18 protein-coding genes are annotated in these 26,663 nt (G+C 41.3%); 11 read left to right on the top strand and 7 right to left on the bottom strand.

The window, feature by feature from the left end; translation table 11 throughout:
• From M23134_RS34365 to M23134_RS34355, 3 genes are all read right to left on the bottom strand, one after another.
• Positions 1–410: carboxypeptidase-like regulatory domain-containing protein (locus M23134_RS34365; protein ID WP_045114913.1), on the bottom strand; the 410-nt coding region annotated here is incomplete at its 3' end.
• A gap of 908 nt (positions 411–1,318) precedes the next feature.
• Positions 1,319–1,891 (bottom strand): TetR/AcrR family transcriptional regulator, encoded by a 573-nt coding sequence (locus M23134_RS34360; RefSeq protein ID WP_002704892.1) that lies wholly within the window; start codon positions 1,889–1,891, stop codon positions 1,319–1,321.
• Between the two features lie 281 nt (positions 1,892–2,172).
• Positions 2,173–2,838 (bottom strand): MBL fold metallo-hydrolase, encoded by a 666-nt coding sequence (locus M23134_RS34355; protein ID WP_002704890.1) that lies wholly within the window; start codon positions 2,836–2,838, stop codon positions 2,173–2,175.
• A 486-nt stretch (positions 2,839–3,324) separates the two neighbouring features.
• Here M23134_RS34355 and M23134_RS34350 point away from each other — a divergent pair, with 486 nt between their 5' ends.
• Both M23134_RS34350 and M23134_RS34345 read left to right on the top strand, forming a co-directional pair.
• Positions 3,325–6,759: an AAA family ATPase gene (locus tag M23134_RS34350; protein ID WP_002704888.1), complete on the top strand. Its 3,435-nt coding sequence runs from the start codon at positions 3,325–3,327 to the stop codon at positions 6,757–6,759.
• 406 nt (positions 6,760–7,165) lie between these two features.
• On the top strand, positions 7,166–7,588 hold the full coding sequence (locus M23134_RS34345) for a hypothetical protein (protein WP_045114912.1): 423 nt from the start codon (positions 7,166–7,168) through the stop codon (positions 7,586–7,588).
• A 173-nt stretch (positions 7,589–7,761) separates the two neighbouring features.
• Here the strand turns inward: M23134_RS34345 and M23134_RS34340 are convergent, their stop codons facing one another.
• The gene (locus M23134_RS34340) at positions 7,762–8,916 is read right to left on the bottom strand and encodes a DUF1573 domain-containing protein (protein ID WP_053337446.1); all 1,155 of its coding nucleotides are present in this window, start codon (positions 8,914–8,916) and stop codon (positions 7,762–7,764) included.
• Between the two features lie 863 nt (positions 8,917–9,779).
• Between M23134_RS34340 and M23134_RS34335 the strand changes: the two genes are divergently transcribed.
• The 6 genes from M23134_RS34335 to M23134_RS34310 all read left to right on the top strand — a co-directional run bounded on the left by M23134_RS34335 (position 9,780) and on the right by M23134_RS34310 (position 16,652).
• Positions 9,780–10,847: a M42 family metallopeptidase gene (locus M23134_RS34335; protein WP_002704884.1), complete on the top strand. Its 1,068-nt coding sequence runs from the start codon at positions 9,780–9,782 to the stop codon at positions 10,845–10,847.
• Between the two features lie 417 nt (positions 10,848–11,264).
• Positions 11,265–13,277, top strand: coding sequence for a PAS domain-containing sensor histidine kinase (locus tag M23134_RS34330; RefSeq protein ID WP_002704882.1), 2,013 nt, complete (start codon positions 11,265–11,267; stop codon positions 13,275–13,277).
• A 326-nt stretch (positions 13,278–13,603) separates the two neighbouring features.
• Positions 13,604–14,308: an RNA ligase family protein gene (locus M23134_RS34325; protein ID WP_002704879.1), complete on the top strand. Its 705-nt coding sequence runs from the start codon at positions 13,604–13,606 to the stop codon at positions 14,306–14,308.
• Positions 14,305–15,438, top strand: a complete 1,134-nt coding sequence (locus tag M23134_RS34320; protein WP_002704876.1) for an AAA family ATPase — start codon at positions 14,305–14,307, stop codon at positions 15,436–15,438. The genes M23134_RS34325 and M23134_RS34320 overlap by 4 nt, the downstream gene beginning before the upstream one ends.
• 127 nt (positions 15,439–15,565) lie before the next feature.
• Positions 15,566–15,994 carry a hypothetical protein gene (locus M23134_RS34315; RefSeq protein WP_002704873.1) on the top strand — a complete coding sequence of 143 codons (429 nt, stop codon included), beginning with the start codon at positions 15,566–15,568 and terminating at the stop codon, positions 15,992–15,994.
• A 424-nt stretch (positions 15,995–16,418) separates the two neighbouring features.
• Positions 16,419–16,652, top strand: coding sequence for a hypothetical protein (locus M23134_RS34310; protein ID WP_002704870.1), 234 nt, complete (start codon positions 16,419–16,421; stop codon positions 16,650–16,652).
• Positions 16,653–16,755: 103 nt separating this feature from the next.
• Here the strand turns inward: M23134_RS34310 and M23134_RS41570 are convergent, their stop codons facing one another.
• Complete coding sequence (locus M23134_RS41570) at positions 16,756–16,920, bottom strand: hypothetical protein (protein ID WP_002704866.1); 165 nt, start codon at positions 16,918–16,920, stop codon at positions 16,756–16,758.
• A gap of 75 nt (positions 16,921–16,995) precedes the next feature.
• On the opposite strand from M23134_RS41570, the gene M23134_RS34305 reads away from it, so the two are divergent.
• The gene (locus tag M23134_RS34305) at positions 16,996–18,924 is read left to right on the top strand and encodes an ABC-F family ATP-binding cassette domain-containing protein (protein ID WP_002704864.1); all 1,929 of its coding nucleotides are present in this window, start codon (positions 16,996–16,998) and stop codon (positions 18,922–18,924) included.
• 98 nt (positions 18,925–19,022) lie between these two features.
• Here M23134_RS34305 and M23134_RS34300 read toward each other — a convergent pair whose 3' ends face one another.
• The gene (locus tag M23134_RS34300) at positions 19,023–19,649 is read right to left on the bottom strand and encodes a nitroreductase family protein (protein WP_002704863.1); all 627 of its coding nucleotides are present in this window, start codon (positions 19,647–19,649) and stop codon (positions 19,023–19,025) included.
• Between the two features lie 228 nt (positions 19,650–19,877).
• On the opposite strand from M23134_RS34300, the gene M23134_RS39400 reads away from it, so the two are divergent.
• On the top strand, positions 19,878–25,343 hold the full coding sequence (locus tag M23134_RS39400; RefSeq protein ID WP_002704860.1) for an amino acid permease: 5,466 nt from the start codon (positions 19,878–19,880) through the stop codon (positions 25,341–25,343).
• Positions 25,344–25,452: 109 nt separating this feature from the next.
• Positions 25,453–26,193, top strand: coding sequence for a mechanosensitive ion channel family protein (locus tag M23134_RS34290; protein WP_045114911.1), 741 nt, complete (start codon positions 25,453–25,455; stop codon positions 26,191–26,193).
• A 32-nt stretch (positions 26,194–26,225) separates the two neighbouring features.
• Here M23134_RS34290 and M23134_RS34285 read toward each other — a convergent pair whose 3' ends face one another.
• Positions 26,226–26,621 (bottom strand): response regulator, encoded by a 396-nt coding sequence (locus tag M23134_RS34285; RefSeq protein WP_002704856.1) that lies wholly within the window; start codon positions 26,619–26,621, stop codon positions 26,226–26,228.
• Positions 26,622–26,663: the final 42 nt, after the last annotated feature.

Below are 26,663 nucleotides of genomic sequence, written 5' to 3'. Positions count from 1 at the left end.
TTCCAGGTTTTGGCTTCTTTGGCTTTGGTACTGCCCACCTTTTTGCGACTCAAAACCTGGCTTACCTTACATGTTTTGGTTTGTACCCCCAATGCAGTCACTACCACTTCCGAAAGACCTCCTTCTTCTTTCAGCACTACATTCACCACTGATTGCCCCTTTAGCTGTACCTCCTTGTTTTGGAAGCCTACAAAAGAAAAAACCAATACTTGAGCAGTAGACGGTATCGATATTGTATACCTTCCTTCAACATCGGTGACAGCACCCAGGGTTGTACCTTTGACTATTACATTTACACCTGGTAAGGTTTCCTTGTTCACGTCGGTCACCTGTCCGGTAATGGTACGCTCTTGGGCAACACCTGTTATACTAAAAAAAATAAAAAGAATGAGGGATAGTTTAGTTTTCATAACGAATAAATTAAGGCTTGTTTAAAATTAGCCAAAAGGCAGAGCCCCGAAGACAAGTTCGGGATTTAGAAACTCGCCTGCAGCTCGATTCATTGACTAGGTCTTTTACGCTACTTTTCGGATTATATATTGTCAAACTTATCAGCAATAGCCACCATCACACGGGGCTCGCCCAACATCTACCAGATGTTGTCGTCTTCAAAATTAGTTTAAATGCTAATTTTCAAAGGTGAAACAGAGCTCGCTAAAGCTCGATTTGACGTATCTAATCTAAAAATTCCTGTAAACGACCACTTTAAACAAGCTCTAAGCTTGATAAATATACCATATAATCAGCACCATGCGACAGTTTGTAAAACTACCCCATGGGCAATACTTTTGCTCCCATAAAACAAAGGAGCACTTATTTATCCGACTAATTGTATGAAAACCTGTAATGAGGTGTTTTTTGAAAAGCTACAAACATAAGAGTGCCCAGTGATGTATTCCCCCTATTGCTCACTCATTTTCTTTGTTTGAACCCGCTCCAAGCCAAGGTGCCCACCAAAATGCTTAGTGCTTTGGGAACTAAGTAATTTATACACTAGTTCGAGTTTATTTTGGCGGCTGTCGAACCTCCAAAAAACAATCAGAGTTCGTTTTCTGAATTCCGATGCATATCGGAACTGTAGCTACGTTAGTTTTTTTAGGTAAAGTCAGCAGGCAAAAGAGACCGAAATATGTGCAAAGGGTTTAGTACCCAATGCACCAGTGCATTAGGGATTAAATAAGTTGCCTATTAATTTGGATGAATTAACTACGATTTCTATGGATAAAAAAAGTACAATTTGCATATTTTTTCCTTGCCCTATTTTTTGTGAAGGGCAAAAGTCGCCAAATAATATGTGAATAACTTAGTACCTAATGCACTACTCTTTACTACCCATCACCTCCAGCAATACCTCAAGTCCTTGTTCCAAATGTTTGGTATCTTTAAAAACCCGGCTCATCAGCAAGTTGCCTTCTATAAGGTTGAGCGAAAACCTGGCGTATTTTTCAGCAAGCGTATTCGATAATCCTTTTTGTTCCAGAAACTGCTGAATGCTTGTGTGCCAACTGGCATACACTTGCTCGCAAGCAAGTCGTACCTCTTCGGCAAGCGAAGCACTCTCAGCCGCTACAGTAGCCACTGGACAAGATTTTTTGAAATCGGACGACAGAAGTTGTTGGGCAAAAAAGCTGAAAATCTGTTGCAGAGCCACTTTAAGGTCATTTTGAGGCACCAACATTTGCCGCAAAACATCATTTACCTGGGTTCCTGCCAACTGAATAGCCTCTATCATCAACTGGTTTTTGCCCTGTGGAAAATAATAATATAATGAGCCCTTAGGCGCCTGGCTCAAGCTCAGTACCTCGCTCAGTCCCGTACCAAAATATCCCTTTTCACCCATCAGGCTCACCGTAGCCTCAAGCAATACTTGTTTAGGTTTTTTTTTTGCCATATTTTTTAGTTGAATCTCATATTTGCAAATACAATATTAAAAAAACAAGGCTTTCTTATAAAACTCAATAAAAACATGTGTGCTTAACAAGCAACATTTTGCAGTTTATCATACTATGTTTAAGCCTCCCTACATCCACTGGACAATTGATCTCAGTTCTTCGGAGAAGAGAGGCTTTTTTGTCAGTACAAGAAGTAATATTCTCATTTTTTATAAGAAAACCGTGTTTAAGAAAAGTCAAACCAAGCAATAGATAAAAATCAGCCAAAGACCTGTGGGTATTACGAACTAATTCTGTCTACCAACCTATACAACTTATCCATATTGGTCAAAGGTGCCCCATGCCCAAAAGTAATCAGTTTGGGTTTTAGTTCTGCAATCTTCAGAATAGATTTTCGGTTCATTGCCGGGTCAGGCGTAAATACCTTGGGAGGTTCGGCAAGATACGCCAACGTAGTAGCATAGTTCATATTCCGCAGCACATCGCCCAAAATTAATACTCCATCTTTTTCGCGCCAATAAGCTACATGCCCTGGCGAGTGCCCCGGTACATCAATTACAGTGAACCCTGCCACTTCATCCCCTTCTTCCAAGCGACGGTCTACGGGGTGTTCGGGACCACGAAAGCGTTTATCTACAAAATTACTAATGGCGTTTTCAGGAATAAAACCCGTATAATCTCCCGTTTCCATTGCCACCGCATCTTTGCTACCACACCACAACGGTACCTTATAAGTTTCACAAACCTGTTTACTTGACCCCTGATGGTCAGGGTGCGCATGGGTAAGCGTATGCCCCGAAATTTTACGGTTTTTAAGTGCTTTGGCTATTTTTTTAAACGACTGACGGGAGCCCGAATCAACCAACACATCACCTATCAAATACGTATTGATTGCTTGGCGGGGCATTACACTTATTTGATACACGTTAGAAGCTATTTCTCTCATTGTTTTACAATTTTATTTATGTAGACCGATTGTTATAATTATTACAAATATATAGACCGATTGTTATAAAACAAATTATTTTGAACAATGATTGAGTGCTTTATTCGAAAACCTTGGGTTTAATGGCTTGATGATTTGCAAAATATGGGAATGCTAACCTGCCTATTGATGCAAAGATTTATTAACTTTGAACATTAAGCAAAAATACACAACCTACTGGTAATCAAAGGTTTCAAACAATAATTAAATAGCTAAATATTTCAGTTCGCCTTAGCTTATTGGCCCTCAGCTGAAAATCCTTCAGGAACAAGCTTGCCTGCTCCAAACTTGAATTTGGAGGAGCGGTGAGCCGAACTTGCCAAGTTTTTAGCCCGAGAACACTCGCCTGGGTTTTTGTGGTTTCGCTAATTTGATTATTTTGCAAATTGTTATCACACCATTATCAGAAACTTATATCAGATCATTACTTAAGTAAAACTTTACACTTTGAAAAAGATCAAATTAAACCTATTAATAAGTGAAGTCACCCACCAGTCGGGAGTAACTGTTACCTCACCTCTGCATTTTAATGACATCGTGCGCCTCAATGTTTCGGAAATAGGAGTAGCACGTCAGCTTTACAAGGCAATTCATAAAAACCTGCTCACTCAAGGGCAGTATCATCCATTGCTAAAATATGTGCTGGACCAACCATTGATTCAGGAAACTATAGAGATAGAACTGGAGGCGTCCAAACAAAAGTTTTTTCCTAAACTTACCCTTAGTTACGAACTTTTTTACCTGGAAAATCACCACCAACAATTCTTGGGTTTTGTGCCTACTTTGGGCGTACAATCTGCGGGAAACAGCCTAGAAGAACTCAAAGAGAACCTCAAAGACAACATTCAACTGGAGTTTATTCGCAAAAAACGCCTCAAATCGCCTACGTCATTGCTTACTACTCAGTGGTTTTCGAACATAAAAATACACACCGTGCCCACTGAGTTTAACTTCTATACCCTATCAGAGCAAGAAGATATTCAGCAACGCGACCAAGAGTCTATCTTGCCCCAAATAGCCCATCGCCTTAGCGCAAACGAAGTAGAGCTGTTTGGCTTGACCAAAGAGTATGACCAGTTGCTTACTACTATGAAAGCCAAGCACCGAAATAGTGTGCTCGTTGTGGGAGGATCGGGCAAGGGAAAAACTGCCCTCATCAAAGAGTTTTGCCGGGTAAAAGGTCAACACGGGTTAAGTGATGTTTCGGTGTGGGAGGTATCAGCCGCTCAATTGCTCCACCGTCTTACTGGCCTGGGTAGTTGGGAAGAGTACTTGGCCGATGTGTGCCGTGAACTGCGCAAGTCGGGCGACATTTTGTACGTGAGCAATTTCTCTGAATTGTTTGAAGTAGGGCAGTATGTGGGCAACAATATGTCGATGGCAGACTATCTGCGTGATTATATTTCCAGGGGAGAAATAACCATCATTAGCGAATGTACTCCTGAGGAAGCTTCTCGGATAGAAATGCGCTCGCCTGGCTATTTGGGTTTATTGAACACCATCAACATAGAAGATATGTCTGATGAGCAGGTGTTGGAAATTGTCACCAAGAAGGTAAACTACATTGCCACCCAAAAAAATTGTGCCGTAGAAGAAGAAGCCATTCAAGAAATACTGCGCTTGCAACAGTGGTACACACCCTACTCTGAACTGCCCGGCAAAACAATCCATTTTTTAGCCTCTATTGTTTCTGACAAAGAGAAAAAGGAAATTAAGATCATAGACAAGCCGGCCATTTTTGAGCGCTTCTGTCAGGAAACGGGGATGCCCGAATTTATGATTAATCCCGAAATAGCCTTGGAGGTAGACAAAATGCAGCATTATTTCCAGACCAATATCTATGGGCAAAATGAGGCCATTCATACCGTATCAGACCTTTTGGTGGCCATTAAGGCGGCGGTAGTACGCCGGGGCAAGCCGTTGGCTTCGCTACTTTTTGTGGGGCCCACCGGGGTGGGTAAAACCGAAATGGCTAAAGTGCTTGCCCAGTTTATGTTTGGCAACCGCAACAAGATGATTCGTTTTGACATGAGCGAATATACCGATACCCGCGCTATTATGCGCCTGACTGGAGACGGTACCAGCGGCGAGGGTTTGCTTACTTCGTCGATACGGCAAGATCCTTTTTCGGTATTATTGTTTGATGAACTCGAAAAAGTGCACCCTTCTTTTTATGATTTGCTCCTGCAGATATTGGGCGAAGGACGCCTGACTGACGCCAGGGGCAGGGTGGCAGATTTTTGTAGTACTATCATTATTATGACCTCCAACATTGGGGCACGCTCGTTCCAAACGGGGTCGATTGGTTTTGTAGAAACCAAAAACGAAGCCGAGGCGGCAGCGGCTCACTTTAAGTCAGAAGTACAAGCCTACTTCCGTCCTGAACTGTTCAACCGTTTAGACAGAGTCATTGCTTTTGCTCCTTTGGATAAGCCCATTGTGCGTAAAATTATTGATCGTGAAATAGATTTGGTTAAAAAACGGGAGGGTATCAAAGGGCGCAACCTGGAAGTAAACATAGGGCAAAATGTGCTCGATTATCTGGGCAAAAAGGGGTACAATGCCAACTATGGCGCCCGTTTTCTACAGCGAACACTACAGACCCAACTCATTGTACCTTTGTCGCAGGCATTGAACGAGTACGATTTTTTACAACCTTTGCAGGTGGATGTGTTTTTGAAAAAACCGCTTGAGAAGCCCACCAAAAAAAGTAAAGATAACAAAGGGGTAAAAACCTATGTGGCCAATGTAGACAATGGTGCCCAAACTGCCACTATAGTATTTGAGATTCAACGCCGCGATGACATTCAAATTACCCAAAAGGTGATCAGCGAAAGCGAAAAACTTAAGTTTATAGATTTTATTACGCTTATTACCCGCTACCGCCGCGAAACCAATACTATAGACCGAGGCAGTTACTTTGCCCGCTTTCTGAGCAAAATAGACCAACTGGAACGTAAGCTCCAAAAAGCCAAAAAGCGCAAGAAAGAAAACGATTTCTGGAAAAATGAGGAGCAACGCAAGTATTATTATGAATTGATTAATTTGCGCAAAAAATTTGAATCATCATTTGAAGAAATAGAGGAGATAGAGTCGGACAACTTCTTGATTTTGAATGGAGTAGAAGAAAAAAAGGATGAAATAGCCCTGCATGCCCAGTTTAAACTATGGGCGCAAAACTTTATGACACTTAAGGCACACCTGGTATCATTGGAAAATCCTGAGTTTTCAGTTTGTTCTATGGGTATTTATGGTGCACGTTTGTCTTTGTTTACCATTACCGATCTTTACATAGAGTTTGCCAAAGCCCACAACTTGTCGGTAGAAATGTACACCCTTTGGCACAACAAACATGGCTACCTGGAGGGCAATGTCATGGAAACCAACGCGAAGACCAAACCAGAAGAAGAAATAAGCGAAGAAACAGAAGTGTTGAACGAAGAAGTGGAGGAAGATAACCAGAATGGCAAAGAAAAAAAGCCGGTTGTTAGGCGCAGAATTTACCAGCGGCAACCCTATGACAAACGAAAAAATCCTGAGCCACAAAACCTGATTGGGATAGAGATCGAGTTTAAGGGAACGTTGCCTTATTTATATTTCAAAAACGAAGGTGGAGTACACCACTTTACCGCCAAATCGGGGTCACAGCAAAAATACCTGATGGCAGTATTGCCCCAAGGGTTGGAGAAGTATAAACGCCCCGAAAACGTTTTTCGCCGGACTAGTTTTCAAGACCAAAAAGCCCGTCGTAATTACGAGCCCAAAATGTTTAGAGATAAGGCGTATGGGATAAAAATAGAAGACCCTGATTACCAAAAAGCTTTGAACGAGGCATTGCTTCAGCAATTCTTTAAGCAAATAGATAAATACCTATTGGATTAAACTATCAAAAAACGAGTAAATATCTGAGCAAATGTTGTATATAACTTACACCGTTTTGGTACTATTTTGATGGAAGAGGTCACCTTAGAAGCCCCAACAAGGTTCTAGCGACTAGGTGCCAGGTGCCCCGCAAGCGGGATGTCGGCATAGCCTCCACTAGGTACACCCTGTTTAACTGCGTTGAGTTCATAGGTAGCTAACAAATTCATGGCATACTTATTTTCAGTAAGTTATAAGTTTATTAGTTAGAGATCACCTATTTTTTTGAGTTTTTACGTCTGGTGCATTCATAAACATTTATAAATTATTACATGGGTAGAGTTTACATATAAATTGAGTTTACATGTATGGGCAAAAGTAAGTTACTTTGTATTATCAAAATTTAATTTTTTTTTGAAAACAAACCATGAGCAATAGTAACCAAGTCCTTTACAAAGAAAAGAACGCAACTGTAGAATATAGTGCGTCTAACCAATGTCTTACAATAAATATTCATGGATTTTTGACAAGTCCACAGCTTATTAAACTATTCGAAAACGGCTATAAACTTTATACAACGGCTGTTCAGCCCAACACAGGAGTGGTGTTAAACACCGAAAAACTAGGCGCAGTAAAAAAAGCAGAGCAAGACTGGCTGAGAGATACCTGGAATCTGCAAATGTATAAAGCAGGCATGAAAAAACTTGCCATCATCAATGCCGACAATATTTTTGGCGAAGTAGCGATCAATACATTGAAAGAAAATGTAAACCAAGCAGTAAGGTACGCCATTGCTGCCAAGTCTTTTAAAGACATGAAAGCTGCCCATCACTGGTTAGCCAACGGTTAAGTAGAAAAATTCGTAAGCTAAGTTTATATGTTATATTTTCAAAAGTCAAGTCTTGTGTACAAGGCTTGACTTTACTGCTTTAGGAATACTTATTTAGCCCAGATACAACAAAACCCTGCTTATCTTTTGATTGACAAGCAGGGTTTTTAAATTGATTCACTTGTAGTTTAAAACTACTTTTTAGGCTTAGCACTTGGGCTTACATCAGCCGTAATGCTCAATACTGTTTTAGGCTTTTTAGGGTCATTGGTAATCACCGTTACACTCTTATTGATACGCCCTTTAGATGTGCCACTTGAATAAGTTACACCAATGGTAGTAGACTCGCCAGGTGCCAATACTTTTTTCTTAGGCTTGGTAGCTGTACAACCACAAGATGCCTTGGTTTTGCGAATATACAAAGTGCTTTTGCCTTCGTTGCTTATTTTAAAGGTGGCAGATGCCCGCGCATTTTGCTTCATCGTACCAAAGCTGTGCGTGGTTTTGTCAAATTTGGCTGCTGGGGGGGTTAAAAGGGCTTTTTTAGAAAATTTTTCTTTGATGTATCCACCCACACTCATACGTTTTTTAGCTTGGATTTTGTCATCAGTGATCAGCATAAAACTATCATATACATAGTCCCAGTCTTTTTTCTCGGTAGCATTATAAGCAAACGTAAGCCCTATTGCCTGTTTAGGCTTAATGGTGACCTCTTTTTTCTTCTTACGCTTGGCTTTTTTTACTTTGGTCTCCCCTACCTTTGCTTCAAACACCGATACAATCTGTACGTGTTTAGGTAGTTTGGTAGCCGCTAAGTTAAGCGTGATGGGGTCGTTGCCATCGTTATAAATAAAAGTAGACTTTTCGGTATTTTTGCTGTCGTGCATAATGTCACCAAACCACACCGTGTTTGATTTAAACCTAAGGTTACCCAAAGCTACCGGATACCAATCTTTTGGTCCTTTTTTGCGAGGGGTTACCTTTCCCGAAATTTGTAAAATGCTTACAGCAGGTTGCGCATTACTTCGCACAGTAATACTTTTGTTAAATGCGCCTACTCTACCCATAGGGTTAAAAGCAGCTTTTACTACGCCTGAACCACCCGGCTTTATTTCGGCTTTGGTCCAGGTAGGGGTAGTACACCCACAAGACGCCTTCACATTGGTTAGTTTGAGCGTTTGGTTTCCTGTATTCTTGAAACTAAAGGTTACCTGAGCAAGTCCGCCATCCTCTTTGATGGTGCCAAATGCATGCTTGGTTTTATTAAACTGAATCTTTGGCTGGGCATAGGCTACCGTAGCAACCAATGCAAAAATAAACGATAGCCCTATTGGCAATAATCTTTTCATAAAAACTTGGGTTTGTAGATAAGTAATCATACTAAAAAATAACATAATACTTTATTCAAGTAATTATTAGTGATCTTTCATAAATAATTTGAGCCATTAAAGTGTATCTATTGCCCTCATTCTTCTCAAAAAAAAAGCCTCATAGCTTTGGCTATGCACCGTTTTTTTTGAATCGTCTGAGAACAATATATTTTCTTAAATTGGCACATCTTATTTTTTCCAGATCACTTAAGAAATTTGGTCAAAATTAAGTGCAACAAACGAACAAAAGCAACTAACTGTTTGTCAACTCCTTGTCCGTTGTTTATGCGTAGTTAATAATTACTCTATACATTTTATTTTTTTAATGATTACCAAGGAATAAACATACGCTAAAACTCATTTCGTTTTTTTGTAATGCCTACTAAAAACAAAGAAAAGAGTTTCACTCCTGGTTTTATTCCTAAGTATCAATCATTATGTTACAAAATTAACGATAAATTTACCACTTTGTATTATAGAGCGGTGTTAAATATTTATAAACATCTCTTAATGAGTTGTTAATGAACCTAACGGCTCCCTCTTTATGCAATTATACATACTCTTCATGACATAGTTTGCGGACATATTTTCAGAATTTTTATCTCAATATTTGCCCATACTTACTGCATTGTCGCCTATCAGTTTTTTTGATTGGCTTTTTTAAGATGAAACCCCAAGGATATGCTGAAGTTATTTATATTTGCTGGTTAGTCTATTTTTAATCAGGGCTTAAAGTAGTCTCATATTTCATAGACATAGGCATTGCTGGCGTGTGTCCATTGGTATCAATAAAGAAACACAAAACAACTTTTATATATTGTATTATCTAATCTTTTAGTTTAATGACACAACAAGAGTTTTTAGAGAAATATTTAAACAATGCTTCACCCACTGGATTTGAGAGTTCAGGACAAAAAATATGGTTAGACTACATCAAGCCTTATGTAGACGACTATATAGTAGACACTTATGGTTCGGTAGCAGGGGTGATTAACCCAGAGGCAAAATACAAAGTAGTAATAGAAGCACACGCTGACGAAATTTCGTGGTATGTAAATTACATTACCGAAAATGGCTACATTTATGTAATTCGCAATGGTGGCTCTGACCCAGTGATAGCTCCCTCGATGCGGGTAAACATTCACACCAAAAAAGGCATCGTAAAAGGCGTATTTGGTTGGCCGGCGATTCATACACGAATGGGCGAAAAAAATGAACCCAAAGCCGAAATAAAAAACCTGGTGCTCGATTGTGGCTGTAGTACCAAAGAAGAAGTAGAAGAGCTAGGAGTACATGTAGGCTCAGTAGTTACTTTTGAAGACGAACTGACCGAGTTAAATAATAAATACTATGTGGGGCGCGCGCTCGATAATCGTATTGGAGGTTATATGATTGCTCAAGTGGCACGCAAACTGCACGAGAACGGGGTACGGCCTGAGTTTGGTTTGTATATTACCAATAGTGTACAAGAAGAAATAGGTTTGCGTGGGGCACAAATGATTGCCAACCGTATAAAACCTGACCTTGCCTTGGTAACCGATGTTTGCCACGACACCCAGTCGCCGCTGTACAACAAAGTAAAAGAAGGTGACTTGAGTTGCGGAAAAGGACCCGTATTGAGCTACGCTCCATCAGTACAGTTCAATGTATTGGATATGGTGATTAAAGTAGCCGAAGAAAAAGACATTCCTTTTCAACGAACGGCTTCTTCGCGTGGTACTGGTACCGATACTGACGCCTTTGCTTATTCTAACGCAGGAGTAGCATCGGCACTAATTTCGCTACCTCTAAAATATATGCACACTACAGTAGAAACGGTGTCGAAAGATGATGTAGAACAAGTAATTGACCTCATGTATGAGTTTTTGGTGCAATTGCCCAACAACCACGACTTTAGGTACTTTAAGTAAATATGGTATGACTACCCAGTTTACACCTGCACTTGTTTGTAGAGTTAAAAGCCCCGAAAAGGTTCTAGTGCACTAGGGACTAAATTCCTACTACATTAGCTTCGCAGAGCTCGCCACAGCAGAGCTGTAGGCTCGGTTCTTCGGAGTCTTTAGCCTGCTGACTTTACTTAAAAAAGTTTGCGTAGCTTTGGCTATGCGCACTTTTTGAAGTGCGTCAGCAAACAAAATAGTCTCGAATAAATAGCGTATTTATTAAATCCCTAGTGCACTAAGTGCCCCGCAAGCGGGATGTCGGCATAACCTCCACTAGGTAAACCCTGTTCTACAGGCAGCAAACAAAATGCGTCATTCATACTCTAAGGCATTGAACAAACTAAACTGGGTAGTTATATACTCATAATAAATAATACTTCTCAAATGGATGCTGACATACATTCCCTGATAGAAAAACTTTCTAAAGCTTCGGGCGTAGATTTATTTCCTTACCTGGCTCAAATTAAAGAGGGAGAATCCATTCATCAACCTACTGCTGACCTTCGTCAAAACCCCATCAACACAGACGAAATCACTTTATTATTGGGCAAATCTGTCATGCAGGATACGCGCTTGGCGGTGTTGGTCATCAATACCGAAATGAACGTATTGCTTGCCAATGAAACTTATTGCCAATGGTGGCAAACCACGCCTGAAGTAGTAAACCAGGCCAACTTACAGCATTTGTGGAGCAGTGCCTCGCGCGAATGGTGGCACTTGTTAACTTTGATTAAACACGCTTTTATCAAACAAAAAGCTTTTGAAGATGTATTGCATTGGCACAACAATGCGCAGGAAACTGTGCTGGACGTGAAGACCAGGTTTATTGGCAACAATGGACAATCCACATACTTGATGCTCACCTTTGAAGACATCACAAAGCGTTTTCAGCGTGAACGCACCCTTGACCGCTTGTCGTTTGTAGTCAAACACATCAACGATTTTGTAATAGTGACCAATGAGCACGGGCAAATAGAATGGGTAAACGATAGTTTTAACAAAGTAACTGGATATGAGCTAAGGGAGATTGAAGGGGTACCACTGACAAAGTTTTTGCAACAAAAAGACTTGAATAAGGAGGCAATCAAACGTATTGAGGCTAAAATAGAGAAAAATGAAATTGTAGAAGAAGAATTACAAAACCGCCGTAAGGATGGCTTACCTTATTGGAACAAGCTCACCATAAGGGTAATGTATGATACTGCCGCCCACCAAAAGAAATACCTCAGCATACACACCAACACTACGGAATATAAGGCACACGAAAAATACCTGTCGCAGTTGATCAACGAACTACAACATCAACAGTTTGCCATTGATCAAGCCGCACTTATCACCATTACCGACCGCAACGGTTACATTACCCACGCCAACGAAGCTTTTTGCCGGGTGTCTAAATACGAAGAACACGAATTGTTGGGGCAAAAACATAGCCTGGTAAACTCGGGATATCATCCACGCAGTTTTTTTAAGGACATGTGGGGCACTGTTCGTAAAGGAATGCTTTGGCGGGGAGAGATTCATAACCGGGCAAAAGACGGGACTTTTTATTGGGTAGATGTAACCATTGTGCCTTTTTTGTACAAAGACGAAGGACACGACCCTTACAAGTACCTATTTATCCGCTTTGATATTACAGAGCGCAAAAACGCTGAAAAACAACTCATTGTTGCCAAAGACAAAGCTGAAGAAGCCAATCGCCTTAAATCTAACTTTTTGGCCAATATGAGCCATGAAATAAGAACTCCCCTCAATGGTATTTTAGGGGTGGTGCAATTGATTGAAATAGAGTCAGACAATGAAACAATGCTGCATTACGCCCACTTGATTGGGCAAAGCGGCCAACGATTGCTCAACACTATTAATGGCATACTGGATTTGTCGCGGATAGAAGCCAACCGAGCCGAAGTATCGTGGGAACAAGTAAACATTATAGAGTTAGTCAGTGCCTTGGTACAATCGCTGGAAGTACTCGCCAATAGTCGCAATATTTACCTGAACATTGAATTTAACCTCGCCCAAAAGCAAGTACTTATCGACCCTTATTTGCTTGAACAGGTATTGAATAACTTGCTGGGCAACGCCATTAAGTTTACCGAAAGAGGTGGGGTAACCCTGAGGTTAAACGATGAAAACAATTGCCTGACGATAGAGGTAATAGACACTGGCATAGGCATAGAAGAACATTTTTTGAAAGAAATATTTGAGCCTTTCAAGCAAGAGAGTACAGGCATGGAACGACGTTTTCAGGGCAGTGGGCTAGGACTTGCCATTGCCAAAAAGATTGTAGAATTGATGGGTGGCGACATAAAAGTACACAGTAAGAAAAACCTTGGCAGCTGTTTTACCGTAATATTTCCTGAACAAAAGTTAAACCCTGAAGCTGAATCCCAATAAACTCAACTTCTCCATTTTCATCATTATGTAGTTTTTAATATATCATTGGTAGTTTTGCAGCGAGCCTGCCCATTGTTGATTTTTTTTTGAATGCTCACATTTGCAAAAAAATTCCATAAGAGGGCATTGCTATAAGCATTTCTAAACACCTCAGAGCTACCTGATTAACTACACCTTTCTTTTTTTAATACATTTTATTTTTTCTACGTGACGCTACAGCCATAGCGCAAGTTACCTTTACTTGTAACCTATCGCCAATTACTTGCTATTACGGTATACAATAACGTTTAAGCTTGCTGTAGCTGGTAGCTTACCTTACTACTGTTATGAACTCAAAAAAATACCCCCGTACTTATCACTTGCCCTGGTCGCCTGGGGCTACTTCTGACGATAAGATTGCGGCTTTTATAGACCAAGCCATTGGGCAACCCATCATCATTACCGAAAAACTGGATGGCGAAAATACTTGCTTGAATCAACACGGTGTATTTGCCCGCTCCCATGCTGCGCCTACCCAAAACCCTTGGTCAAGCTACCTGTGGGATATTCACACCCGCATACACTATCAACTAGACGAGCTAGAGGTTTTTGGCGAAAGTCTGTTTGCGATTCACTCTATTACTTATACAGGGTTACAGCAATATTTCTATGTGTTTGGCATGCGTCAGGGCACGGTATGGCTTCCCTGGGAAGAAGTGGTTATGTATGCCGACTTGCTAGACCTACCTCTGGCGCCAGTGTTGTTTGAAGGAACCGTGCAAAACGAAGCCGAACTTAAGGCATTGATTGATGGGGTTTTGCGCGAACCCAGTGAGTTTGAAAGCCTGGAGCTGGGTATTGAAGTACCCAAAGAAGGGGCGGTAGTGCGTTTAGCCACTGCTTTTGAGTCAGACGATTTTGACCAAAGTGTTTTTAAATGGGTAAGAGCCAACCACGTGCAAACTGATGAGCACTGGACCAGAAACTGGAAACGTGCCCCGCTTGAACACGAATGGATACAACAACAATTGAAAAAAAACAACCGCACATGACACGCTATAAAACCGAACAACTATTATCGTTTGAAATTCCCTACGATTGGGACTTGCTTACAACACATTTTGATTGGCTGCAAGCCTTGTACGATTGTCCACAAGACCCGATATACCACGCTGAAGGCAATGTAGGCATTCACACCCGCATGGTAGTAGAGGCTTTGTTTGAGCTGCAAGGATGGCAACAAGCAGACGCCCAAACTCGTACCATTTTGTTTACCGCCTGTTTGCTGCACGACATTGCCAAACCCGAATGCACCGTGATAGAGCCCATAGAAGGTACCGACCAAGTAAGAATTACTTCGCCGCGCCACGCCAAAAAGGGTGAAAAACGAGCCAGACAGGTGTTGGCAGATTTACCCTGGAGCCATTGGGTAAAAGAGCAGATTTGCCAATTGGTACGTTTTCATGGTTTGCCTATTTGGTTTTTGTCTAAAACTCATCCCGAAAAAACCGTAATTCAGGCAAGCCTAAGTGTAAATACCGAATGGCTTGCTTGGGTGGCGGAGGCAGATCTAAGGGGGCGAATAAGTGATACCCAGGAAGAGTGGCTGGAGCGAATTGAATTCTTTGCTGAGTTTTGCCGTGAGCAACACTGTTTTGGAGCCGCACGACATTTTGCCAGTCCACATACTCGTTTTTTGTATTTTCAAAAGTCCGAAGTATACCCCGATGCCCCTATTTATGACAATACTTGTGTAGAGGTATTTTTACTTTGTGGGCTGCCAGGCGCTGGCAAAGACACTTGGATTGACACATACGCAACAGATTTACCTGTAGTATCGTTAGACAAGCTCCGACAAGAATTGGGGGTGTCGTTTAAAGACAACCAAGGCAAGGTAATACAAGCTGCGCAAGAAAAAGCAAAAGAATGTTTGCGTAAACAGCAGTCATTTGTGTGGAATGCCACCAATATTACCCGCCAAAACCGAAAAAAGCTCATTGACTTATTTAGTCAATACCGGGGCAGCACTACCATTGTGTATTTACCCAAACCTTTGTCGGTAGTGCTCAAGCAAAACCGTGAACGAGAAGTAGTCATTAAGGAAAAGGTAATCTATAATTTTTTGGGCAGGCTTGAACCACCCACCATTGCCGAGGCGCACCGTTTGTGGGTGGTGGAGTAGTAGATATGAAGGATTTTTTCGTCAAATTATTATGTTTCAACCAGTTTTCTTACAAATATAAACCTTGTTCACAAAACTTTTTATTACATTTTTAGTAGTTTATGAAACCACACATGTCTTACGAATTATGAACTATAGAACATTATTTACCTCGGAGCATTTAGATATCTTTGATCTTAGCCCTTATATACCCTGTGCCATTTTGGTTTCTTGGAAGGGACACTGGGGCGTAGAAGAGTACCACAAAGAACTATTGCAACAAACCTTGGATCACTTTCGTGATCATCATACTCAAATTATGGTATCAGACCATTCTACTTTGCAAATGGTAACACTTGACCTGCAGGAACTACTGGAAGATTGGTACTATAAAGAAGCCTCCAAACATGGCCTAAAAGTAGAAATATGGATAGAACCAACCGATATTCTTGCCAGGGCATCGGTGAGTCTGATGTTGGGGGGCGACTTGAGCCGTAATACAGAAATGCTCATGCCCAAGGTACCCGACCTGGACGAAGCTTTGTTGCTTGCCAGCCAATTTGCCGAGCAACTCTAAGGAATAGTACCAAAATAAATTTACATTTTTAACGTCATCTTTCGCTGACAGAATTCGTTAAAAAAACTTGCCGTAGCGCTGCTATGACGCCGTCCCGCAGGGCGGGCTCAACATTCACTGGATATTGCCTCTCCTGCCAACAAAATATTTTGGCGTTACTATAGAACTTTATTTTTACACCATTCCTAAGTTTTTAGCATCAATCAAAAATTGTTTTCATATATTAAAAATAAGAGACTCCCAATTACCTTGGTGAGTCTTTTTTTATGCTTTGTTTTGTTGCTCCAAAAACTGGATTCCTCATTTTTTTCTCTATTTTTGGTGAGGTTTAGCCAATGTACAAAGTGTATGACAAAGTTAAACCATTGACCCAAGTCTGTTCACTTGTTTATTGGCTGGGACTACTCATTAAAACAATCTCACAATGGAAAAAATCAAGGAACTTAAGTTTTTCACAAAAAAAATACCGCTTACTTTCGACAGCAATGGCAACAGTGTGAACACACTGGACATTGAGCAAATAAAGAAAGAAATTGGCGAAGTAGACATTGATTACCGCTCTATAGCCATTAGTCAAACCGATACGCATATAATGGTGACCTTTAGAGTAGCAAGCAATAAAAACGAAAATAGTAAATCTATCGGGTTTGGTGGATAGTAAAAATAAGGTTCTAGGTGTTAGGTACAGCCTGTTCTATGGGTAGCTACTATTTTTCTATTACGTTGATTTTTAGCGAGGTATAAAATCGTAGTTAAAGGGTTCATTGGGCGGCTCCCTCGTGGTCGCCCTCTCCTTTTGCTGACTGAGCTTGCTTTGAAAACAACAAGGCTTGCGGGAAAACTTTGCGCTTAATATTTATTCTAAACACCTGCCAAAACTGCAATATCCAACCCTCACCTCCTCCAAAGTCTAATAACTTTCCCATTAAATTGCAAATCCCTGTACTTTGTTCGTAGCTTTGTGGTTTGAACTTAATTGATAACCTGAATATATTTTACTTATGCTCGCCATTAGTAACATGTCGTTTTATTTCGGTAGCCGACCGTTGTACAAAGATGCCAACCTTCATATCAAACCCAAAGACCGGATAGGACTCATTGGAGCCAATGGTACTGGAAAATCTACCCTGTTAAGACTTATTTCAGGTGAATATGCTCCCGACGAGGGCACCATTTCTAAGGCAAAAGATTGTACGATTGGCTTTCTTAACCAAGACTTGCTTTCTTACCTTACCAACGAGAGTATTCTGGAGGTGGCCATGCAGGCTTTTGAAGAACAAAATCAACTCCAGGAGCAAATTGATAAAACCTTGCACGAGATGGAGGTAAATTATACCGACTCGTTGGTAGACAAACTTGCCAAATTACAAGAACGTTTCGAGATGTTGGGAGGCTACTCTATGCAAGCAAAAGCCGAAGAAATTCTTGAAGGTTTGGGCTTCAAAACTGCTGATTTGCAACGCCCTTTGCAGGAATTTTCGGGAGGATGGCGTATGCGGGTAATGCTTGCCAAATTGCTATTGCAAAAGCCCGCCTTGCTGATGCTCGATGAACCTACCAATCACTTAGATTTACCGTCTATTCAGTGGATAGAAAACTACATTCATAGCTACGAAGGCGCCATTATAGTAGTATCGCACGACCGCCAGTTTTTGGACAATGCTGTAAAAACCACGGTAGAGGTGTCACAGGCAAAGCTAAATATTTATGCGGGCAATTATTCTTTTTATCTGAAAGAACGCGAGCTCCGTCAGGAAATACAACAATCTGCCTACGAAAACCAACAAGACAAAATACGTCAAACTGAACGTTTTATTGAGCGTTTTCGATCTAAATCTACCAAAGCACGCCAGGTACAATCAAGAGTAAAGGCACTGGAAAAAATGGACTTGATTGATGAGGTAATTGACGAAACTGCCAAGGTAAATTTTAAGTTTAACTTTGGGCAAAAGTCGGGGCGTCAGGTAATGGAGCTCGACAATATAGGCAAGGCTTACGGCGACCTTACTATCTTGAAAAACACCACAGCACGCATAGAACGAGGCGATAAAATAGCATTGGTGGGTGCCAACGGAAAGGGTAAGTCTACTCTGTTGCGCATTATTGCAGGTACCGAACAAATAAAGGGCGAACGCAAACTAGGGCACAATGTGTTGTTCTCGTTTTTTGCCCAGCACCAGCTCGAGTCGTTGGTAGTAGAAAACGAAATACTAGAGGAACTCAAACAAGCGGGCTCGGCAAAAACAGAAACGGAACTACGAAGCGTATTGGGTTGCTTTTTGTTTAAGGATGACGACGTATTTAAGAAAATTAAAATTCTTTCGGGAGGAGAAAAGTCAAGGGTGGCTCTAGCCAAGGTGCTGATCTCTGAAGCCAACTTTCTGCTACTCGATGAGCCTACCAACCACCTAGACATTCAATCGGTCAATATATTGATGCAGGCACTCGATCAATACGAAGGTACTTTTGTAGTAGTATCGCACGACCGTCACTTTATTTCGCAGGTGGCCAATAAGATTTGGTACATCGAAGACGAAGAAATTAAAGAATATCTGGGCACTTTTGCCGAGTACAACGATTGGTACCAAAAACAACTGGCAAAAAAAATGGCGCAAGCAGCGGCTCCTCAAGAGAAGAAAAAGAAGGAAAAAAAGCCAAAGCCACAAGACTCGCCCGAAATAAAGGCAATTAAGCGTGAAATACGAGAAACCAAAATGGCGCTCGAAAAAGCTGAAGCAAAGGTCACTAAATCAGAAAAAAAGCAAGAGGAGATAGAGCTCAAGCTTGCTGACAACACTATTTATAACGATCCTGAAAAACTAGAAAAAACCCAACAGGAATTTGCCAAAGTACAAGAGGAATTGGCTGCCGCCAATGATGCTTGGGAAGAACTGGTAATGAAAATAGATGAACTGGAAGCACAGCTTTAGATTTCTATAAGCCTTGGGAAAGAAAATAATCAATTCAACAAAAACCCTCCTCTGTATACAAGCACAGAGGAGGGTTTTTATTGTTTATGGGCAAGCTTCTACTCTTCTACCCATACCACTTTGTCTTTTATGTCGCCACGGGTGCCTGCTTTGGGAGTTTTTTCGGGGTAACCCAAATAAAAGAAGCCCAACAATTTGTCTTGTGGGTCGAGCCCAAAAAAGTCTTTAGCTTCTTCGCGATAGGTAACCCCACCACTGCCCCAATAGCCCCCTACCCCATAGGCAGTGGCAGTCAAGTAAATATTTTGCACAGCACAGGCTACGGCTTCTATCTCTTCTATTTCGGGTATTTTTTCTGATACCTGACGACTCATACCTATGGCTATTACATGCGATGCCATCAAGGGTTTGTTGGCAAGTTTGTCAAACTTTTTTTGATCAAACTGGTCGGCTGGGGTAATCCGTTTGTATAGCTCAGACTGAAAGCGTGCCAATTCTTTCAAGCCTTCACCTGTAAACACCACAAACCGCCAAGGCTCGGTTTTGCCGTGGTTAGGCGCCCAGTTGGCATTTTCCAGTATTTGTTCTATGATTTCGCGGGGAATTGCCTTGCCCGAAAACTGTTTGGGGAAAACCGAACGGCGTTCGCGCATCAGGCGGTTGATTTCGTCTATATTGAACGGGGTTTGTATATCTGTTTGAGTTTGCATAAAGTCAACTTTCATTATTTAGACTGATTATAAATAATACGTAAAAATACAAGAAATTATTGAATGTGCAAGGCTTCTGTTCAAAGAAGCAATTGATTAAATAAGATGCTAAAGTTGAATTCTTTTTTATATTGCAATTTATTTTATTTGCAACAAGTTTTAAACTGTCTAACAAATTAGACGTTTTCTTGTTTCGCATTTGTTGCTCACTGCCTGAAGCAGTGTAAGTCAGTTAGTTGATATATGGCAAAATCTAAAAAATTTGGGGCATTTACAGGAGTGTTTACCCCCTCAGTACTTACTATTCTGGGGGTAATCATGTACCTGCGTTTGGGATGGGTTGTTGGGCAAGCCGGCTTATTTTGGACCATTATTATTGTATTAATTGCCCACGTTATTTCAGTATCTACCGGGTTGAGCGTATCGTCTATTTCTACCGATAAAAAGGTACAGGCGGGCGGGTTGTACTACATTCTTTCCCGGAGCCTGGGCTTACCCATTGGAGGTGCCATTGGCATTACCCTGTTTGTGGGTACTGCCTTGAGCATAGCCTTGTATGCCATTGGTTTTTCTGAAAGTTTTCTCGATTTTATCGGGATGGCATCAGGGCACCAAATCAACGAAAATGCACTCATTGCCATCAAACAGAGCATTACGGCTCCTATGCTTAAAACCTTACAAGTGGGCAGCATAGATGATATTTTGGTACCACTCAAAAACAGTGATGCGCTTCAGGTGGTATTCCATAACAAAGAAGCCTTTATCAATGCTCTAAAGCTCGCCCTTAAAGAGCAAGTGGCTGAACAACAATTTTCTACCATCCAAGGGGTCATTTTAGCGAATTCGCGGGCTGTTACAGTCAACGACCTCCGTTTGGCGGGCACTGCCACCGTTATATTTGTTACTACCATTGCTTTTATAAGCACCTCATTTGCCCTTAAAACCCAGTTTTTTATTATGGCAGCCATTGCGTTGTCGCTGGTGGCCATTTTTATGGGAAGCCGGGAGTTTGCTCCCAAAACGCCTACTCTGGCACCTAGCCCAGACGCATCGTTAGGGGTGATATTTGGCGTGTTTTTTCCAGCGGTTACCGGGTTTACTGCAGGGGTAGCTATGTCGGGCGACCTCAAAAACCCTAAACGCACTATTCCAGTGGGTACAATGGCATCTATTGTAGTAGGACTGGTAGTATACATTGTGCTGTCTATTTTTCTTGCCTATACTATAGACCCCCACATTTTGCGTAACAATAGCAACATTCTCAAAGAAATTGCTTTTATTTCTCCTGCCTTTGTATTGGCAGGTATTTGGGGAGCTACTTTATCATCAGCGTTGGGCGGCATTTTGGGGGCACCCCGCATTTTGCAGGCCATGTCGGTAGACAAGATCACCCCAAAGCTCTTTGGCAAAGGAGTGGGCAAAAATAATGAACCACGCAATGCTTTGCTTCTTACTTTTGTAATTGCCGAAGCCGGAGTGCTTATTGGAGAACTGAATGCCATTGCCCAGGTAGTATCTATGTTTTATCTAGCGGCTTATGGTTTTATCAACTTGTCATGTTTCTTAGAGAGCTGGGCAAGTCCCGATTTTCGCCCCACATTTAAAATACCCAAGTTTGTGAGTCTCACAGGGTTTGGTTTTACATTGTTTGTAATGATTGCCCTGGACCTTACCTCTATGGTAGTAGCTTTTGTGATCATTGGGGCTATTTTTCTTTACCTGATACGCAAGCAAATATCACTGGGCTTTGGCGATGTCTGGGAGGGCGTGTGGGCGTCGGTAGTACGCAGGGGACTTTATACTATAGTAAGCAAAGAAACCAAACAACGCAACTGGCGACCTAACATTGTGATGTTTAGTGGAGGCGAAGAAGCACGCCCCCATTTGGTACAGTTCGGCAAAACGCTGGTAGGACGCTTGGGTTTTTTGTCTGACTTTCACCTGGTTGAACGCAAATCGTCGGAGGTAGTGTTTTCTAAGCCGCAGCAGTTTGTACAAGACAATGGAGCGTTGGTTACCGGGTCGTCTATGGGATTTTTTACCCGTAAGCTCGATTGTATCGACTTATATGATGGAATGGAAAACATTGCCAAAACTTATGGGTTTTCGGGGCTTGACCCCAACACCATACTCATGGGTTGGGGCAGGCAAGCCAAAGACCCTACCAAGTTTATCTCGTTTGTGCATAACCTGGTCAAGCTCGATTACAATATATTGTTGATGCAGTACAACCAGGCACATGGATTTGGCAAACAAGAGGCTATAGACATTTGGTGGAGAGGCAAGAGTTTTAATGTAAACCTTACCTTGACCTTGCTCAAGTTTATCCAGTCGTCAGACGATTGGCGCAAGGCCAAAATACGCTGCCTGATAGTGAGCGAAGATAACCTGAACCAAAACCGTATTTATAAGAACATTACCCTGATGTTGGAAGAGATGCGGATTGAAGCTGAGGTAAAGGTGATTAGCAATGAGGTACAACAGCGCCCTTATCAGGAAATAATCAATGCTGAATCGACAAATACTGACTTGGTAATACTGGGTTTGCCTGAAATCAAATCTAAACTGGATTTTGAGTTTTATGAAAATACCAATCAACTCATTAGCCAAATTGATAAAACAGTGGTAATGGCCAAGTCGTCGTCTTATTTTGAGACTGCTTCTAATAACTTGCTTGAGCTTACCAACGAAAGTGATGCACTACCCAAGCAAGAAGCTGACATTGCCGAATACCGGATTCCAGAGTTGGTATTGCCCCAAAAAGAAGAACTGGCGGACATTATCACTCAACTGCACAAAGATTTGCGTAATGTGTTGCTGGACTATAGCCACCAATATATTAACCCTAACTATGCCATCGACAAAAAACTTACTCAAGCTTTACGCAAACTGATCAAACAGAGCTTTGATCAACTAAAGGCACAAGTAGATAAAATAGGTGATGCTAACGAAGACCAACAAGTATTAGGTATTCACTTGCACTTTATGCAGCAAAGCGGAGAACTGATTAATAACTTTATTGACAATCAACTTGCTGAGAAGTATGACAACCTGGTAGAAGGGTCTGAGTGGTTATACAAACAAATTACCCAAGTGATTGGTCAAAACCCAGCGACTATTACGATTAAGTACGACCAAGCGTATTTTGAAAAAAATGAGGCCAATAAGGAAAAAATACGCAACCTCAATTGGCAAAACAGGCTGAAATACAGATTTTCTAAAAAACCCTTAAGTTATAAGTTTAAACACCACAAGGTGCTCCAGTTTTATGTACAAACAATGGGGCAAAAGACCTTTTCGGAGTTGTACCGCGACTTTGACCGGTCTAATATAGCCTACAATACCCGCATTCAGGAGTTACTGCGCAAAACCGCCCACAGTTTTGACCTGATAGAAAAAGAGTTGAACTTGCTCAGGGCTGAACGTGACCAACCAGAGGCAACTGATATAGAAGCACACGCTACCAAGTTGACCGAAAAGATAGATGAAGAATATGACCAGCTCAAAAATTTTATTCTTGAAATTACCAATGGGCAACGTGAAAAGGTATACAAATACAACCATATTTTGCTGTATGAAACTCATCGCGAAATACAAGAAATCAGTCAAAACTTTGACGCCCTGGAAACTAATCAGTTATTACGCAAAGGACGAAAAGAGTTTAAAAAAGCCCGCAAACTAAGGGCAAGTATAGAAGAGTTGCCCGATTTGTGGAAACACAACCAGGCTTTGGTAACCAAGACCACTTTGATAGAGGCACGTTTGCTTTCGTTTAGAAAACAACTGGCAGGCTTGCTCAGTGGGTTGGAAAATGACCTCAATCGCCTGATAGGAAAGAATATCAATAAACCACTGAACGTATTGGAGCGTTTTATTGACAACTTTGATATCAACGATGAGGCACAATACAAAACCTGGATTGTGCGTACCCAATATGCGGTAAATATGGAGGGGTATTTCAAACAATCGGTAGATAAGTTTTTGAGCAAACTAAAAGATTTGATGGCGAGCTACTCCGAAACCATTGATATGATTCACGAGGAGTCGTTGAGTAGCCTGGAAACTGAAGAACTGGAGGAGCTGGAGTCTATGTCAGTGTCTGTCAATCGTTTGCTGGACTATTTTGTTCAGTTCAACCTGATTGAGCCTTTGGTAGATTATACCAACGATTTGCCGCGTAAGTTTCAACGTGCCAGTAATATGGCAAATGAGGTAAAACGCATGCTGTCTTTTCATATCAATCAACTACAAAATGCGACCGATGTCAAGCAAAAAGAAATAAAAGTACAGGTCAAAACTTTGCTTGCCGAAGAAAAGCAGCAAATCGACAAGGAACGCAAAGAAATTGAAAATATCCAGCAGCAGGTATCTAGTAGCATGGCAGATATGTTTCGCAATACCGTAGTAAAACTTAGCCCTTATGTTATTAGCAGGTCGGCCGATAACGCCGAACAGTACATTCGCAGCAGGGAAAACAAAACCCGATTGTCGCGGGTAGGTGGGGTAAGTTTGTTGAGGGTACAATCACGCATCAAAAACAGTATTACCCGCTTGTGGTATCGCCGCAGTGAGGGCATATTGGCAGCCCAACAACTCCAATCGATCAATAAAAAAGAAGACTCAAAGGTAGAGGGTGTATTGAATTTGGTAGAAGCCATTTCACCCAAACCTGAAGTAATTGAAGCCTTGCCTGTGTATTATCACCAGTTGTTTACCCATAAAAACACGTTTGGTGATGATTTTTGGGTGGGTAGAAAATCTGAACTGGAACAAGCTCAAAAGGCCATTAATCGATTTAAAGATGGGTTTGGAGGAGCACTCATGATCACAGGTGACTATAACTCTGGGCGCACGTTTTTATCGCAACACATTGCCGAACAGTACTTTTCCAAACGCTTTGTTCATTATATTGCCCCACCAGCGTATGGCTCTATCGATGTAACTGATTTTAAACGTGCTTTTGAAAATGGGGTAGGCATTGAAGGAGAATACCCTGAGATATTTGCCGAGCTTTCGTTCAATACAGTACTGGTTTTCAACGATTTGGAGCTTTGGTGGGAACGTAGCCCCAATGGCTGGCAGGTATTAGAGATGTTGCTCGACTTGCTGGATACCTACAGTGAGCAGTGCTTTTTTATTTTAAATATCAACCAGTACTCGCTCCGCTTTATTAATATGGTAAAGAAAATTGAGAATTATTTCTTGACTACCATCAACTGTGCTCCGTTTAATGCCGAGGCACTCAAAGACATCATATTGTTTCGTCACCGCTCCAGCCCTATTACGTTTGAATGGAAAGGCACCGCTGAGAAAGATATGACAGAGTGGAAGTATGCCCGTTTGATGAGCAAGTATTTTGATTATTCGCAAGGCAATGTGGGCATTGCGCTACAGGTGTGGATTTCGCACATCGAAAAGGTGGATGGTGAGGTATTGGTCATTAGAGAACCCTCAAAACCAAACACAGAGATATTGGGGCAATTGCCTGAAGATTGGTTGGTATGGATTGTACAGTTTATCTTGCATAAACACCTTACCCTGGATCGTTTGCTAAGAATAACGATGGAAGACGAACGAGTGGTATACAATAGAGTAAAGGTGCTTAAGCGTGCCGGAATTGTGAAAGAAACAAACAACAATGTACTTAAGATTAACCCTTACCTGGAGCACCACTTGCTTCAGGAATTGACAAAGATGGGGGTGATTTGAGTTGGGGAGTAACCAACATCTAAAAGTAAGAGTACTAATCAACCACGGAGCGGGTGCACATCAGTATTTAAGGGCTTGCTCTTGTCAAGTACCAACTTAAAACTAATAAATGAAAGATATAAATTTTAACATTTCGTATTACTCAGTGATCTGGTTTATATTGCTGGGGATAGGTATATTTCTGTTATTTCGTTTTATCAAGCAATTGGTCAATTATTGGGTACCAGAGCAAAAAAACCGACAACTAAAATTTGAGCGTTTATTGCCTGTAGTAGAGGGCATTGTGTGGTTTAGCTGGGTAATATGGGGCGTGCAAGGCATGTTTAACAACAAATTGGTGTACACCCTCATTATACTGGGTATTATGCTGGTCATTATTGTGGCTTTGTCGTGGTTTGCCATTCGTGACTTTATAGCCGGAGTAGTACTTAAGCTCGAAGGAGCTTTTACTATAGGCGAACGCATCAAGGTACAAGCCCTGGAGGGTAGAGTAAAAGAGTTGGGGTATTTTGGTGTAAAACTAGAAAATTTTCGTGGAGAAATTATCAGTATACCCTATCATACAGTTTCGGGGGTAACCAGGGTGCAACCCAAATCGAGCGAGGCAATTAAAAATCACTCTTTTCAGCTTGACCTACCCAAGAGGTATACCCCTACCGAAAGTATTGATAAATTACGGGAACTTATTTTGAACACCCCCTGGGCTTCGGTGACTAAAAAACCATACATTAAGCTAAGCAAGGAGAATGAGGTGTGTTATACGTTTGAAATCATTATTTACAGTTTGCATCCACGCTATTTCCAAAAAACGGAAACCTACTTACAAAAGTGGAGTAAAAAGCTCGTATAAATGGGCTACACAGGACAAAACAGCATCAAACCTTATGTCTCGCTGCTTACGGCTTCATCTATAGCTTTCATTATGACAGAATGCTCAATGGGTTTAGAAAAATAACGGTTAAAACCTGCCGCCAAAAATGATTCCTTATCGCCACGCATGGCAAAACTAGTGACTGCAAATATGTTGGCATTGGCATAGCCGGTAATTGCCCTGATTTTTTGGAGCAGGTGTACCCCATCCAGGTTTTCGTCGCCCAGGTTAATATCCATCAAAATCACGTCAAATAAGGCGTCCTTTACCAAACTCAATGCTTCATGTCCGTTTTTTGCCAGCACTGCTGTATATTTTTTTTCAATAAATTTTTGTAGAACAAAGGCATTGATTGCGTCATCCTCTATGATCAATACTTTTGGTTGATTTGTAATGGTGTTTCCCATATTAAGTGTTCTTTATCAATCGTTGACCTCAAATATACAGAC

This window comes from Microscilla marina ATCC 23134 (genome assembly GCF_000169175.1).
Lineage (GTDB): Bacteria > Bacteroidota > Bacteroidia > Cytophagales > Microscillaceae > Microscilla > Microscilla marina.
This window is presented reverse-complemented; position numbering and strand designations above follow the sequence as displayed.